Source organism: Pectinatus haikarae, assembly GCF_050916305.1.
GTDB lineage: Bacteria > Bacillota > Negativicutes > Selenomonadales > Selenomonadaceae > Pectinatus > Pectinatus haikarae.
This window is the reverse complement of sequence record NZ_CP116940.1, coordinates 1,989,767-2,003,935: the sequence shown is the minus strand read 5'-3', so window position 1 is coordinate 2,003,935 and position 14,169 is coordinate 1,989,767. Positions and strand designations below refer to the sequence as shown.

Annotated in this window: 15 protein-coding genes; all 15 read right to left on the bottom strand. The window is 40.8% G+C overall.

The window, feature by feature from the left end; all coding sequences use genetic code 11:
• Positions 1–14: 14 nt before the first annotated feature.
• The 15 genes from truB to NXG61_RS09730 all read right to left on the bottom strand — a co-directional run bounded on the left by truB (position 15) and on the right by NXG61_RS09730 (position 14,024).
• Positions 15–890 (bottom strand): tRNA pseudouridine(55) synthase TruB, encoded by an 876-nt coding sequence (gene truB, locus NXG61_RS09800; RefSeq protein WP_196604650.1) that lies wholly within the window; start codon positions 888–890, stop codon positions 15–17.
• Positions 880–1,836 carry a DHH family phosphoesterase gene (locus NXG61_RS09795; RefSeq protein ID WP_196604649.1) on the bottom strand — a complete coding sequence of 319 codons (957 nt, stop codon included), beginning with the start codon at positions 1,834–1,836 and terminating at the stop codon, positions 880–882. The genes truB and NXG61_RS09795 overlap by 11 nt, the downstream gene beginning before the upstream one ends.
• Positions 1,817–2,194: a 30S ribosome-binding factor RbfA gene (gene rbfA / locus NXG61_RS09790; protein WP_196604648.1), complete on the bottom strand. Its 378-nt coding sequence runs from the start codon at positions 2,192–2,194 to the stop codon at positions 1,817–1,819. Before rbfA ends, NXG61_RS09795 begins: the two co-directional genes overlap by 20 nt.
• Positions 2,195–2,220: 26 nt before the next feature.
• The gene (gene infB / locus NXG61_RS09785) at positions 2,221–5,139 is read right to left on the bottom strand and encodes a translation initiation factor IF-2 (protein ID WP_307223488.1); all 2,919 of its coding nucleotides are present in this window, start codon (positions 5,137–5,139) and stop codon (positions 2,221–2,223) included.
• Between the two features lie 23 nt (positions 5,140–5,162).
• On the bottom strand, positions 5,163–5,477 hold the full coding sequence (locus tag NXG61_RS09780; protein WP_196604646.1) for a L7Ae/L30e/S12e/Gadd45 family ribosomal protein: 315 nt from the start codon (positions 5,475–5,477) through the stop codon (positions 5,163–5,165).
• Complete coding sequence (gene rnpM, locus NXG61_RS09775) at positions 5,467–5,745, bottom strand: RNase P modulator RnpM (protein ID WP_196604645.1); 279 nt, start codon at positions 5,743–5,745, stop codon at positions 5,467–5,469. The genes NXG61_RS09780 and rnpM overlap by 11 nt, the downstream gene beginning before the upstream one ends.
• A 17-nt stretch (positions 5,746–5,762) precedes the next feature.
• A complete protein-coding gene (gene nusA / locus NXG61_RS09770; RefSeq protein WP_196604644.1) occupies positions 5,763–6,872 on the bottom strand; it encodes a transcription termination factor NusA in 1,110 nt (369 codons plus the stop codon).
• A 22-nt stretch (positions 6,873–6,894) separates the two neighbouring features.
• Positions 6,895–7,341, bottom strand: coding sequence for a ribosome maturation factor RimP (gene rimP / locus NXG61_RS09765; RefSeq protein WP_196604643.1), 447 nt, complete (start codon positions 7,339–7,341; stop codon positions 6,895–6,897).
• 303 nt (positions 7,342–7,644) lie between these two features.
• On the bottom strand, positions 7,645–8,184 hold the full coding sequence (locus NXG61_RS09760) for an NYN domain-containing protein (protein WP_231038586.1): 540 nt from the start codon (positions 8,182–8,184) through the stop codon (positions 7,645–7,647).
• 15 nt (positions 8,185–8,199) lie between these two features.
• A complete protein-coding gene (rlmB, locus tag NXG61_RS09755; protein ID WP_196604722.1) occupies positions 8,200–9,117 on the bottom strand; it encodes a 23S rRNA (guanosine(2251)-2'-O)-methyltransferase RlmB in 918 nt (305 codons plus the stop codon).
• A gap of 15 nt (positions 9,118–9,132) precedes the next feature.
• Entirely contained in the window at positions 9,133–9,819 is a 687-nt protein-coding gene (gene thyX, locus NXG61_RS09750; RefSeq protein ID WP_196604642.1) for an FAD-dependent thymidylate synthase, read from the bottom strand.
• 91 nt (positions 9,820–9,910) lie between these two features.
• Complete coding sequence (locus NXG61_RS09745) at positions 9,911–11,416, bottom strand: IMP dehydrogenase (protein ID WP_196604641.1); 1,506 nt, start codon at positions 11,414–11,416, stop codon at positions 9,911–9,913.
• Positions 11,417–11,631: 215 nt separating this feature from the next.
• The gene (locus tag NXG61_RS09740) at positions 11,632–12,099 is read right to left on the bottom strand and encodes a regulatory protein RecX (protein WP_307223485.1); all 468 of its coding nucleotides are present in this window, start codon (positions 12,097–12,099) and stop codon (positions 11,632–11,634) included.
• The gene (gene recA / locus NXG61_RS09735) at positions 12,080–13,180 is read right to left on the bottom strand and encodes a recombinase RecA (RefSeq protein WP_307223483.1); all 1,101 of its coding nucleotides are present in this window, start codon (positions 13,178–13,180) and stop codon (positions 12,080–12,082) included. The genes NXG61_RS09740 and recA overlap by 20 nt, the downstream gene beginning before the upstream one ends.
• 103 nt (positions 13,181–13,283) lie before the next feature.
• Positions 13,284–14,024 (bottom strand): SDR family NAD(P)-dependent oxidoreductase, encoded by a 741-nt coding sequence (locus NXG61_RS09730; protein ID WP_231038584.1) that lies wholly within the window; start codon positions 14,022–14,024, stop codon positions 13,284–13,286.
• Positions 14,025–14,169 lie beyond the last annotated feature (145 nt).

Here is a 14,169-nt window from a genome sequence, read left to right as displayed (position 1 = left end):
AAATGCCGAGCTTTTTATTTATTGTTAAATACCTTATGGGGTGCTATAGCCGCTCCACCATCGCTTACTTTTCCTATGCCGGCGAATATATCACCGCAATATATCAGCAGCGCCGTACCGTCATTGATTTCACCATTATATTCTATTTTCCGCCCCTGGTAAAAATCAGCAAGCATTTCATCATTTATATCGCAGGTTTCCATCGTTCCCCGCAATATATCCATTCCCTGTACAAAGGCAGCCGGATCTTGAGAAAGCTCCTCAAGCGTATTCGCTTCAGCAAGCCTAAAAGCTCCTGCCCTGGTGCGCAGAAGAAATCCCATAACAGCCGGTATATTCAGGGCTTTGCCTATATCAGCGCACAAAGAACGTATGTATGTTCCCTTGGAACAATCCACATCCATAGAAAATCCATTTTCCATACATCCCAAAAGTTCAATGCCATATATATTTATACGACGCGGCGCAATTTTCACTTCTATATTTTGACGCGCAAGTTCATACGCTTTTTGTCCATTTATTTTAATAGCCGAATATGCCGGAGGGACCTGCATTATCTCACCGCAAAAGCTTTTCAAAACAGTCTTCAGCAAAGCTGTCTCAGGCATAATGAAATTTTCCTGCCTGAGAATACTGCCTGTATCGTCATCAGTATCGGTCCCTATTCCCAGCACTACTTCAGCTCTGTAGCTTTTATCTGTATCGGCCATATATTCCAAAAGGCGTGTGGCATGACCGACAGCAACCGGCAGAACTCCGGCCGCTGCCGGATCAAGCGTACCTGCATGACCAATTTTTTTTGTTCTATAAATACGACGCATGCAGCTTATTACATCGTGTGATGTCATCCCCGGAGGCTTAAGCACATTCACAAATCCGTTAATCGGCATTTTCCTGCCCTGCCATTTCCCTGGTCAATGCTTGAATAACTTTTTTTCTTGCTTCGTGAAAAGACATCTCCAGATTACAGCCGGAAGCTCTCACATGACCGCCTCCGCCCAGCTTTTCAGCTACTGCAGCAACATCGGTTTTTTTTGATCGCATGCTTATACGCGTCACATTATCAGCGGCATATTTTATCAGCACAGCTACATCAACACCTTCTATAACACGAACAAGATCCACAAAACCTTCTGTACTGCTGCATTTTTCCACAATATCTTTATCAGCGCCGGCTACTGCTATTTTCCCTTCGTTATACAATTCTATTGTATTAATAACGTCTGCAATCGCCTTTACATCAGCATATTTTCTTTGTTCCAAAGCTTCTGATATAATGTTCGGGCGGACGCCATAGCCAAGGAGATCTCCCGCAGCCTTCATCGTAAATTCTGTAGTATTAGAATAACGGAAGAACCCGCAATCTGTGGCTATAGCAGCATAAACGGACACCGCCATCTTATAATCAAATTCTATGCCGAGTTCTGCCAATAATTCATAAATAATTTCTCCTGTTGCTGCCCTGTATGGAGCTAAATATAAAAAATCGGCGGTTCTTGTGTTTGAACGATGATGGTCAAAATTGAGAATAGGTGCATCTGTGATTTTATTTACACGTCCCGTACGTTCCGGTTCAGCATCAAGAACTATAAATAAATCTGCACCGGTTATTTTCTGATCAGGTTTTTTAAAAAGTTCCCATCCAGGCAGAAAATGGTATGCTTCAGGTATATCATCATCTACGAAAATTCGTACCTTATGGCCTTTTTTAGTCAGCGCATGATAGAGACCAAGTGTAGAGCCAAGTCCGTCACAATCAGGGTTCACATGCGGTGCTATTATTATGCTGTTTGCCTTTTTTATCTTTGCCGCGGCTTCACTGATCGTTATTTCCATTCTCAGATTTCCCTTCTCCTGCATTGTGTATCTTATTAATAAGCTCTTGAATATGAGCACTATATTGAATACTGGTATCGGGATAAAAAGCTATCTCTGGAATAAACTTTATTCTTATGCGCTTGGCAAGTTCCTGTCTGATATAACCTGTCGAATGTTTTAAACCTTCCCATGTTCCCTTAAATTGTTCCTGGCTGCCAAGAATGCTTACATATATCCGGGCATTTTTCAGATCGCTTGACACATCTACTTTCGTGATTGTGACAAAACCGATCCGCGGATCCTTAAGACCTCTCAATATTATATCGCTGACTTCCTGTTTTATCTGTTCTTGTATCTTCTCAACACGAACGCCCATTTTTTCACAACCTTCTGTATCAGCTCTTATAAGCTCTGCGGAGCTATTTCTTCCATGCTGTAAGCTTCGATTATATCTTTTTCTCTAAAGTCACGATAGTTTTCGATAGTTATACCGCATTCATATCCCGCAGCCACTTCTTTTACATCATCTTTAAATCGGCGCAACGACTCAATCTGTCCTTCATGCACGACCACATTATCGCGAAGAATACGTATTTTCGATGTGTTAAAAATTTTCCCTTCAAGGACGTAGGAACCTGCCACGAGAGCCTTGGAGAATTTCATCACTTGGCGTATTTCTACTTTTCCCTGAATAATTTCTTTATATTTCGGTGCAAGCATACCCTTCATGGCAGCTTCGATATCGTTTATTGCTTCATATATTACCCGATAAGTACGAATATCTATACTTTCAGTATCGGCAAGTTTCCTTGCATTGCCATCCGGCCGCACATTGAAAGCAAGGATCAGAGCATTTGCCGCAGACGCCAGCATAACATCTGATTCATTCACTGCGCCAACACCTGAGTGAATTATACTCACTCGCACTTCATCACTTTTATTAAGACCAAGCAACGAAGTCTTCAATGCTTCCAGAGACCCTTGCACATCAGCCTTCAATAATATATTAAGATCCTTTATGTTTCCTTCATTTATCTGTTGGAATAAATCATCAAGTGATACTTTCTTATTATTGATAAGTTCTGTACGTTGTTTGCCAATACGCTTTTCCGCTATTGTACGTACCATATGTTCTTCCAAAACAGCCATTTCATCACCGGCAGCAGGTACATCTGACAAGCCCAAGACCTCAACTGGAACAGATGGTCCAGCCTTCTTCACTTTTTCACCGCGATCATTGATCATGGCACGGACTTTACCAAAGGCAGTACCTGCAATAATAGAATCTCCTACATGCAGTGTGCCGCTTTGAACAAGCACTGTAGCTACGGGACCGCGGCCTTTATCAAGCTGAGCTTCTATGATTATACCACGGGCTTCTCTGTTTGGATTTGCTTTCAGCTCCTGCATTTCCGCAACTAGTAAAATCATCTCCAGAAGATCATTTATACCCATCTTTTTCTTAGCTGAGACGGGAACCATTATAATATCCCCACCCCAGTCTTCAGCAACAAGTTCATGCTCTGCGAGCTGCTGCTTAACATGTTCCGGATTTGCTCCCGGTTTATCAATTTTATTTATTGCCACTACAATAGGAACTTTGGCTGCCTTAGCATGATTTATAGCTTCCAATGTCTGCGGCATAACGCCGTCGTCGGCAGCCACAACAAGGATCGCTATATCTGTAACCTGTGCTCCGCGCGCACGCATTGCCGTGAAAGCCTCATGTCCTGGTGTATCAAGAAATACAATTTTTTTATCCTTGCACATAACCTGATAAGCTCCGATGTGCTGCGTTATCCCGCCAGCTTCACTCGAAGTTACAGACGTTTTTCTTATCACATCGAGCAAAGATGTCTTACCATGGTCAACATGTCCCATAACCGTAACTACAGGAGGACGCGGCAACAAATCTTTTTCTGCATCTTCAACTTCGGGAATCTCCGTCAAGTCCACTTCCGGCGGCAGTTCTTCAACGTTTATGCTGAATTCTGCAGCGACCAGTACAGCTGTATCAAAATCTATTTCTTGATTGATAGTTGTCATTATTCCCAGCATCATAAGCTTCTTTATAACATCGGTGACCGTATAAGTCATTTTACTGGCCAACTCTTTTACAGAAATAGTTTCTCCTACTTTTATTACCTTAGGTCTCACTATTTCCTGTTTCTGCTGTATAGGATGATTTCTGTTATTTCTATTATTTCTCCAATTTTTTCTGCTGTTTCTATTTGATCCTATATTTTGACTGCTGCCATATCTATTATTTTGACCTGCATTATTATTTTGTCCGGGTCTATTATTTTGTCCAGTACTGCTATTTTGACCAGTACTATTATTTTGTCCTGGTCTGTTGTTTCTACCAGCACTGTTATTCTGACCGGGTCTATTTTGTCCAGTAGTAGTATTTTGTCCTGGTCTGCTGCGACCGACACTGTTGTTCTGCCCTGGTCTGCTATTTTGACTGGTACTATTATTTTGTCCCGGTCTGCTGTTGCGGCCAGCATTATTACTCTGACCGGGTCTGTTTTGACTAGTACTATTATTTTGTCCCGGTCTGCTGCGACCAGCACTATTATTCTGACCAGATCTGTTTTGACTAGTACTATTATTTTGTGCTGGTCTGCTGCGACCGACACTGTTGTTCTGACCAGGTCTATTATTTTGACTGGTACTATTATTTTGTCCCGGTCTGCTGTTGCGCCCAGCACTGTCACTCTGCCCTGGTCTGCTATTTTGGCCCATACCACTCCCATTGCCTTGTCCAGATCTGTTACCAGCAGCTGTTCGGTTATCTCCTCTGTCAACTGGTTTATGGTCATTGCTATTAATAGCAGCAGCCTGACTGGCGTGCATCAGATTTCTTTGACTGTCATGTTCAGACGCCTGCTGATTTTTATGTGTTCTCTCAATAGGTACCTTTGCACTTTCATTACTGTATACATTGCTGTCTGCTGTTTTTTGTATTGTAGTTTTTATATTATCATTACCTTTATATACTTGTTTTTTTTCATAACCCTGCTTTTTCAAAGCGGGGTTTTCATTAATATTATTTATATTATCAGACCTGTCATTATCAATTTTTTTTATATTTTTCTGCCGATTATCTTTTATTGATATATTCTCCCGCACAGATTCAATTTTTTTCTCAATTATATTTTTCTTTTGCAGAAAACTTTTTTCTATAATTTTTCGTTCGTCATCACCCACTGTACTAGCATGGCTTTTTACTATTACATTATGGACTTTTAACATATTCAAAACTGTCTTACTGTCAGTTTCAAATTCTTTTGCCAGGTCATATATTCTGTATTTGGACATCGATCCACCCCCATTATTTGATGTCATTTTAATATTTTAGTCACAGCTTTCATAAAACCTTCATCGCAAACAGCAACCGCAGCTCGCTCATTTTTACCGATACAATGTCCCAAATCGGTCTTAGTCGTAGTCAAAAAAATAAGCGGGATACTATATTTAGATGCAATTTCTTTATATTCTAAACTGGTATTTTGCGCCGTATCTCCGGCAACCAGCAGCAGTCTGACTTTTCCGCCTGCCGCTGCCTTGCCTATAGCAAAATCTCCAGAGATTATCTTATTGGCACGTGATGCCATACTTAATAAATTAAGCAAATTTTGCAGCATATTATCCTTCATTTGTGTCAAAAAATCCTGTCCTTAATTTTTCATATATATCAGCGTCTATCGGACTTTTAAATGATTTTTCCAAACGATGTCCTTTTATAGCCGCTTCCAAACATTGAATATCAGCACATATATATGCTCCGCGGCCTGATTTTTTTCCTGTACGGTCAATGGAAAAATCACCTTCCGGGTTTTTGACTACTCTTATCATATCTTTTTTGCTGCGAATTCGCTGGCAGCCAACACACATACGTTCCGGTAATTTTTTTTTGCCAGTCATAAATCTGCCCCTTTACCTCAATCCACTGAAAAAGAGTCTTCACCTGTCACCGTGACTATTTCCATTCCTTCAGCAAGACCGCCTTCAACTGCCTGCGATTCACTCTTGATATCTATTTTCCAGCCTGTTAATTTCGCAGCCAGCCGTGCATTTTGACCTTCCTTGCCAATTGCCAGAGATAGTTGATAATCCGGCACAATCACTTTTGATATTTTTTCATTTTCTTTTATTGCTACAGAAATAACTTTGGCAGGACTTAAAGAATTTGCAATATATTTTGCCGGATCTTGATTCCACTTAACAATATCTATTTTTTCACCGTGCAATTCGTCAACGACAGCCTGTACCCGAAGTCCCTTTTGTCCTACACATGATCCTACCGGATCAACGTTCTCATCTTTTGAATAAACAGCAATTTTAGAACGCATTCCAGGCTCTCTTGCCACAGACTTTATTTCCACAGTACCATCGCTTATTTCGGGCACTTCCAATTCAAAAAGTCTTTTTAAAAGCCCCGGATGTGTGCGTGATAATAGTACCTGCGGCCCCTTTGTGGTTTTTTTGACTTCTACTACATAAAATTTCATACGTCCATTAGGTGTATAATGTTCCGATGAAATTTTTTCCGCAGGCGTAAGCATAGCTTCCGTACGGCCCAGATCAACAACCACATTTTTACCTTCAACACGCTGCACTATGCCGGTTAAAATATCATTAGAACGATTGGAATATTCTTCGTAAATGATACCTCTCTCAGCTTCACGTATTCTCTGTACAACCACTTGTTTAGCCGTTTGAGCAGCAATACGTCCAAAGTTGGCAGGCGTGATTTCCTCTTCGATCACATCTCCCACCTGATAATCAGGATGTATTTTTTGAGCTGCTTCCAGAGAAATATCAGTGATATCATTTTTTACTTCACTCTCAACATTCTTTATGGCGTATACATGAAATTCACCTGTGGTGCGATCAAGCGAAACCCTCACATTCTGCGCTGAATTAAAATTTCTTTTATATGCGGAAATCAGTGCTGCTTCAATAGCATCAAATAGGACTTCTAATGCTATACCTTTTTCTTTGCCAACTTCACGAAAGGCTTCTAAAAAGCCTTTATTCTTGGTAGCCAAATCTATATCCTCCTAAATTATATTAAAACTCAATATGCAACCGCACTGATGCTATCTGTGCACGAGGTATTATCAGCGAATCATCAAGAGTTATAGCATCGGCAGAAAAAGCACTGAGTCTGCCGATAATTTCCCTTGCTCCATTTATCTTTTTATAGGCTGTCACATCAACCTGTTTTCCCATTTCCCGTTCAAAATCTCTATCCTTCTTTAACGGCCTGTCAATCCCTGGTGAAGAAACTTCCAATATATAGCTTTCCTTCAATAAACCGCTCTTTTCCAATTCGTCATCAATCATACGGCTTACTCCCTGACAATCATCAAGATCAACACCGTCTTTTTTATCTATAAAAATACGCAGATACCAATCCCGTTCCTTTACATATTCAAGATCAACCAATTCGTATTCAGTACCCGCAAGCAAATTTAACACCAGTTTTTCCGCTTCAATCTCAATTCGTCCGGCCATTGTTCCTCCTAAAATAATAACGCCTATAATACTAAAGAGTGGGTTTGCACCCACTCTCTAAAATACATGCTGAAGTTGATATTTTTATTATAACACCAGACATTATAAATGTAAACCGCGCCGCCGAACATTTAGATGCAAAATAAAAATCCTGCAAAAAGTACCATGATGTACTTTAGCTACGCACAATCAAATAATATTCACGGATTTTTCAGCAGACAACATTCTTCTATTGCTGAAATCTGCAGACAATAAGCTTCGTGCTCTGCCCGAAATAAAAGCTGAAACTGGATAAAAAGATATTTACCGATCATAATGTTTTTTACGCATTATATCAAGTTGTTTCAATACAGCAGGTTCAATTCTATCTGCGATCTCATTTCTCGCAGCAGAAGTCAGTTTACTGCTTGAACAACGATTACGCAATTTTTTTCTGACTCCAGTGATTGCTTTGCTCAATTCCTTTACAGTCATACGATATGCCCCTGCACCCAAAACGGCGTTCTGTTCCGCACCATCAGATGTAGCTACAAATACATCTCTGCCTTCATGAACCAGCTCGTATGCCAATCTTTCAATGTAACTGTCCGCCGTTTCATTCTTTTTGGTATAAACAATTTCAAAATGATCATTCATTTGCTCAAATGATTGCACTGAAGATGTATATAAAGCATCAAACACAACTGTAACATCATATTTTTCATAAGCACCATATTCCACTAGCATATGAATAAGCTTATCACGGGCATGTTCTAAATCATTGCTCTTCTTCAGCAGCTCCGGCCAGCAATTTATAACATTATATCCATCGACAATAAGATGTGCGCACATTTTGACGTTCATACCAAATTCTCCTTCTTATTTCATACGCTGCTTCAAGACCTCATACATGAGTATGGCCGCCGCGTTAGAAGCATTGAGCGAATTTATTTTTCCCCTCATGGGTATCTTTACCAAGAAATCACAAGATTGTCGCACAAGCTGGCCTATTCCTTTTCCTTCACTGCCAACTACAATAAGTAATGGTCCTGTCAGATTGGCATCATAAAAGAAAGTCTCACCCGAAGCATCAGCCCCGGCTACCCAAAACCCCTTAGTCTTAAGCTCAGCAATAGTCTGGGCAATATTGTTCACTCTGACGACCGGCACATATTCTATGGCGCCTGCCGATACTTTGGCAACGGTGGATGAAAGAGGACAGCTGCGCCGTTTTGAAATTATGACTCCGTGTGCACCGGCAGCATCCGCCGTTCTAAGCACAGCACCTAAATTATGAGGATCTTCCAATTCATCAAGCAAAACTAAAAACGGTACTTCATTTTTTTCGGCAATTCCGGCAAGAACATCATCAAGTTCAGCATAATCAACAGGCGGTGTATATGCAATTATACCCTGGTTATGTTCTGCCCCTGAAAGAGCATCAAGTTTATTTTGACTGACAGTATGAATAATAACTCTGGAATTTCTCGCCATTGATATTATTTCCTGCATTGAACCGCCATGCGCATTTTCTGCCGTCAGTATTTTATTAATATGTCTGCCGCTTTTCAAAGCCTCTCTTACGGCATTACGCCCGGCAATTATATCCGGAGAAATTTCTTGTGTCTGTTCAGAAGCTTCTGCCGTTTTTTGAGCATCTCTGAATTTAGCGGTCCTGCCAGTGAATTTTCTTTCCTCCCGGTCCTTAGTTTTAGTATTTTTTCTTCTGCCAAAAGACTCTGCAGATCCTGTGCTTTTCTTTTTTATACTCGATGAGTTTTTTTTATTAAAAGGCATCTTTTTCTCCATTCATTATTCTTCACGTAATTTTATCATTTCGTCAAACATACCACAGGTCATATCGCCCTCCGGGCACACTCCTGTAGCAACACACGAGGCCCCTGCATTTTTAAAAAGCAGAGGCGCCGCATTCTTTACCTCTTTCAACATCATATAGGCCATAGCTCTTATCTCCCACTGAGCACGATGACAGCAGCGCAAAGAAAAAAAATGCTGCAGCGATCTTGCATTGAAAGTAACTACTATCTTAGTTTCTGCGGCATTCGCCAAAACATAGCGGGCGTCCTCTTTCGGTATGCCCATTTGTGTTAATTCATCATACGCTGTCCTTATTTTTTGCATCAGATCAGTAAATTTTTTTGCTGCCGTTTCATTTTTTTGGATAGACGGAGGCAGTATATATTCAAAATCATGTTCAGCAACATAGCGTTGAGACTGCTGTGAATATGAGGCAATGCGATGTCTCACAAGCTGATGAGTCAGAACACGCGATATTCCTTCGATTGCAAAGGTAAAACTAACATGTTCCAGAGTTGATGCATGCCCCATTTTCACTATTTTTTTTACAAGCTTTTCGACCTGTCCATCACTCATCTTTTCTGCCAGCTCTTCGGCTCCCACCGGTGAATAACACAATCGCGCCGCCATCGCCACTGTCCGTTCCGGTTCAGATGTATATTTTATGAGCTTTACTTTCATCTTCGGCCTCCATTTAAAAAACAGCCATTGCCAGAACGCAATGGCTGTTTTTATTATACCATTAATTATTGATCATTAGCATTTTCCTGAATTATTCGTGAGAAAATTTATCCTTCAGAATAACATCATGTGAACCGCCCTCGACTATGCTAGTTGAAGAAACCAATGTCAGCTTTGATTTTTGTTGAAATTCCTTTATCGTCAAAGCACCGCAGTTGCACATGGTAGACCTCATTTTACTCAGAGAAAGTTCAACATTATCTTTTAAGGAACCTGCATATGGCACATATGAGTCAACGCCTTCTTCAAAAGATAATTTTTTATCACCACCCATATCATAGCGCTGCCAGTTGCGGGCCCTATTTGAGCCTTCACCCCAGTATTCCTTTAAGTACGTACCATTTATACGTACACGATTGGTAGGACTTTCATCAAACCGTGAAAAATATCTGCCAAGCATCATAAAATCTGCACCCATAGCCAACGCCAGCGTCATATGATAATCATGAACAATGCCGCCATCTGAGCAGATAGGTATATAGACACCGGTTTCTCTATAATATTCATCCCTGGCCTTGGCGACGTCAATAACAGCCGTCGCTTGTCCGCGGCCGATCCCCTTGGTTTCACGTGTAATACATATTGACCCGCCGCCGATGCCAACTTTAATAAAATCTGCTCCCGCTTCGGCGAGAAATCTGAAACCTTCCGCATCAACAACATTTCCCGCACCGACCTTGACATCGTCACCGAATTCCTCATGTATATACTTTAACGTGATACTCTGCCATTCACTGAATCCCTCTGATGAGTCTATACAAAGAACATCAGCACCAGCATTCAGCAAAGCCGGTACACGTTCTGCGTAGTCGCGCGTATTGATACCCGCGCCGACAAGATAACGTTTTTTGTTATCGATAACTTCATTTCTGTTTTGTTTGTTATCTGTATAATCTTTACGAAAAACCATATAACGCAGACGCTGATTTTTATCTACCAGCGGCAGCATATTCAATTTATTGTCCCATATCATATCATTAGCCTGCGACAAATTCGTGGTATCAGCATCTGCATAAACCAGTTTAGCAAATGGTGTCATAAATTCTTCCGCAGTTTGGTCCATAGACATACGTGTGATGCGATAATCGCGGCTGGTAACTATCCCTACCAGTTTTCCCGTAGCTGTGCCATCATCCGTCACAGCCATAGTGGAATGACCGGTCTCATCTTTAAGTTCCAATATTTCACCGAGAGTGGTAGTCGGTTTAATATTGGAATCACTGCTTACAAAACCGGATTTATAATTTTTCACGCGGGAAACCATCTCTGCCTGCTGTTCTATCGACTGAGATCCGAATATAAAAGAAACACCGCCTTCTTTAGCAAGTGCAATAGCCATTGTATCATCTGATACAGCCTGCATTATAGCCGATGTCATGGGTATATTAATCTTTATTTTTGACTCTTCCCCCTTTTTAAATTTTACCAACGGGGTTTGAAGTGAAACATTCACAGGGATACATCTATCTGATGAATAACCTGGGACTAACAGATATTCGCCAAAGGTATGAGACGGTTCTTCAAAAAAATATGCCACGTTACATTCTCCTTTTCCTAAATCATTTCCTAAATTTATTAGTATAAATGATAGTACGTATATTCAGCACTTGTCAACCATATATAGCAAAAAACTGCCGCAATAGACAACAGCAGTTCACTGACAGCGCTTATAAAGTTTTACATTTATACAATCATTTCATTATACATATATATCTGCTGCCGCAAAAACAGGCAAAAAATAACCATCCTGCCTTAATTGCTCTGTATAAGTTCACTATTTGCGGATTCATCAGCTGCATAACGGATACTTGACATAGAAAAACCCTTGCGATAAAGATATTGCATAAATTTATCAATATCCTTATTTTTTTTCATATATCTTTGCCAGATACTATATGCCGTGATTTTTTCATAGTCTGATAGTTCCTGCGGTGTACATCTATCAATAACATTCGCTGAAAAGCCCTTCATTTTAAGCTTTGCCTTGATCTGCAAAACACTGTATTTTTTTTCTGCAAGATACCTAGACCAATATCTGATGCAAAGCTGTTCATCGTCCAAGTATCTTTTTTCAATAAGCCTGACAACAGCAGCATCAATCTCCTGTTGTTCATAGCCGCAGCGAAAAAGTTTATCCACGATCCGGTTTACGGAATAATCCTGCACAGACAAATAATCTATAGCTTTTGCCAGTGCGGACTTACTGTTTCTTGTCTGCATCAGTGATCACCTTGTTGTCGCCTGCTGCATTTTTTTCTTTATTCTGCATGCTTTTGTTTTTTTCAATCTCCGTCTGAGCTTCCGGCATTACCTTGTCCCTGATCTTGTCCTCGATTTCCTGACTCATTTCCGGGTTTTCCTTAAGGAACAGCTTTGCATTTTCTTTTCCCTGTCCCAATCTGGTACCGCTGTATGAATACCAGGTACCGCTCTTATCTACTATTTCAAAATTGGTACCCAAGTCGATGATACTCCCCTCCCGGGAAATCCCTTCTCCATACATAATATCAAACTCGGCCTGTTTAAATGGCGGTGCCACTTTATTTTTTACTACTTTTATACGTGTCCTGTTGCCTACTATATCATTTCCCTGTTTTATCGTATCAATCTTACGTACATCCAAGCGTATGGTAGCATAAAACTTAAGCGCCCGTCCCCCTGTTGTCGTCTCAGGACTGCCAAACATAACGCCAACTTTTTCCCTTATCTGATTTATGAATACAACGGTAGTCCTTGATTTACTGATATAGCCTGTAAGTTTACGCATCGCTTGAGACATCAGACGTGCCTGCAGACCCACATGCGAATCTCCCATTTCTCCTTCTATTTCAGCCTTAGGCACAAGTGCCGCAACAGAATCAACAACCACTACATCAACTGCTCCACTCCGCACCAAAGCATCGGCTATTTCCAAAGCCTGTTCACCATTATCAGGCTGTGATATAAGCAGTTCATCTATATTGACACCCAGCCTTTTTGCATAAACAGGATCAAGTGCATGTTCCGCATCAATAAAGGCCGCTGTTCCTCCTGTTTTTTGTGCTTCAGCTATTATATGCAGAGCTACTGTTGTTTTCCCAGAAGATTCCGGCCCATAGATCTCAACTATCCTTCCGCGCGGCACACCGCCTACCCCGAGAGCTATATCAAGAGCCAAATTTCCCGAATGGATTACTTCTATATTCATATTGACTGAAGCTTCACCCAGCTTCATGATTGCCCCTTTGCCAAAGTCACGCTCAATCTGTTTTAAGGCATTTTCCAAGGCCTGATCTTTATCCAGAACCTGATTTTTTTCCATTTATTTGAATACCAGCCTTTCTTTCATTTAGCTTGATTATACCTGAGTTAATAGATAAAATCAATATAAAATAAAGAAACCTGAATATTGATATACGTATATCTTAACAAGAAGTAAGTCCTCCGTCCACCGTCCATGCTGCACCTGTTACAAAAGATGCCTCTGCCGATGCCAGAAAATATATTACCGAGGCAGCCTCATGCGCCGTACCAATACGTCCGATCGGATAAAGAGAAGCAGCCGCCCGGGCATCATCTTCATCTTTGAATTGTTTTCTCGTAAGCGGAGTGTCTATATCACCCGGGCATACACAATTAACACGTATACCACAGCAAGAAAGTTCAAGAGCCAATGCTTTAGTAAACACAGTTACGGCACCCTTGGACGCGCAATAGGCACTGCAAAAATAATTGCCGTTTATCCCCGCATCCGAAGAAACATTTACAATGGAAGGCGCAGAAACACTTTTTTGCAAAAGAGGAAGAATATATTTGCACATAAAATATGTGCCCTTTATGTTTATTCCCATAACAGCATCAAACTCTGCTTCTGTGACGTCAGTAATCGCCTTTTCCTGATATATTCCTGCTGAGTTTACCAGTACATCAACGACCGGGAATTGCGCAGCTATCATTTCCGACGCATTTTCACACTGAGCGCATACACTCACATCTGCTTGAATGAAATAGAAATGTTCCTTTCCTTCCCGCACAGATGTCCTTGCCATGTCAAAATTTCTTTTTGACCGTCCCACTGCTGTGACAACATCCCCGTTTTTCAAATACAATTTTGCTAAAGCCAGCCCAATTCCTGAAGTACCCCCTGTTATGACTATCGTCCGCAATTTTTCTTCTCCTAAAAAAATATAGAGCCTGATAGTAGATCACCAGGCTCTGCGAGTAAAATCAATTAATAAGTTCTATCTCCAGTGCAAAAGATCACATTCGGGATTCAGAAATTATTATGCACGAAATCTGACCGCTCTTTAC

Bases quoted from the DNA above. Each gene is read 5' to 3' on its own strand.
- truB (WP_196604650.1), bottom strand. From the start codon at position 890: ATGCCGATTAACGGATTTGTGAATGTGCTTAAGCCTCCGGGGATGACA.
- NXG61_RS09795 (WP_196604649.1), bottom strand. From the start codon at position 1,836: ATGGAAATAACGATCAGTGAAGCCGCGGCAAAGATAAAAAAGGCAAAC.
- rbfA (WP_196604648.1), bottom strand. From the start codon at position 2,194: ATGGGCGTTCGTGTTGAGAAGATACAAGAACAGATAAAACAGGAAGTC.
- infB (WP_307223488.1), bottom strand. From the start codon at position 5,139: ATGTCCAAATACAGAATATATGACCTGGCAAAAGAATTTGAAACTGAC.
- NXG61_RS09780 (WP_196604646.1), bottom strand. From the start codon at position 5,477: ATGAAGGATAATATGCTGCAAAATTTGCTTAATTTATTAAGTATGGCA.
- rnpM (WP_196604645.1), bottom strand. From the start codon at position 5,745: ATGACTGGCAAAAAAAAATTACCGGAACGTATGTGTGTTGGCTGCCAG.
- rimP (WP_196604643.1), bottom strand. From the start codon at position 7,341: ATGGCCGGACGAATTGAGATTGAAGCGGAAAAACTGGTGTTAAATTTG.
- NXG61_RS09760 (WP_231038586.1), bottom strand. From the start codon at position 8,184: ATGAACGTCAAAATGTGCGCACATCTTATTGTCGATGGATATAATGTT.
- rlmB (WP_196604722.1), bottom strand. From the start codon at position 9,117: ATGCCTTTTAATAAAAAAAACTCATCGAGTATAAAAAAGAAAAGCACA.
- thyX (WP_196604642.1), bottom strand. From the start codon at position 9,819: ATGAAAGTAAAGCTCATAAAATATACATCTGAACCGGAACGGACAGTG.
- NXG61_RS09740 (WP_307223485.1), bottom strand. From the start codon at position 12,099: ATGCAGACAAGAAACAGTAAGTCCGCACTGGCAAAAGCTATAGATTAT.
- recA (WP_307223483.1), bottom strand. From the start codon at position 13,180: ATGGAAAAAAATCAGGTTCTGGATAAAGATCAGGCCTTGGAAAATGCC.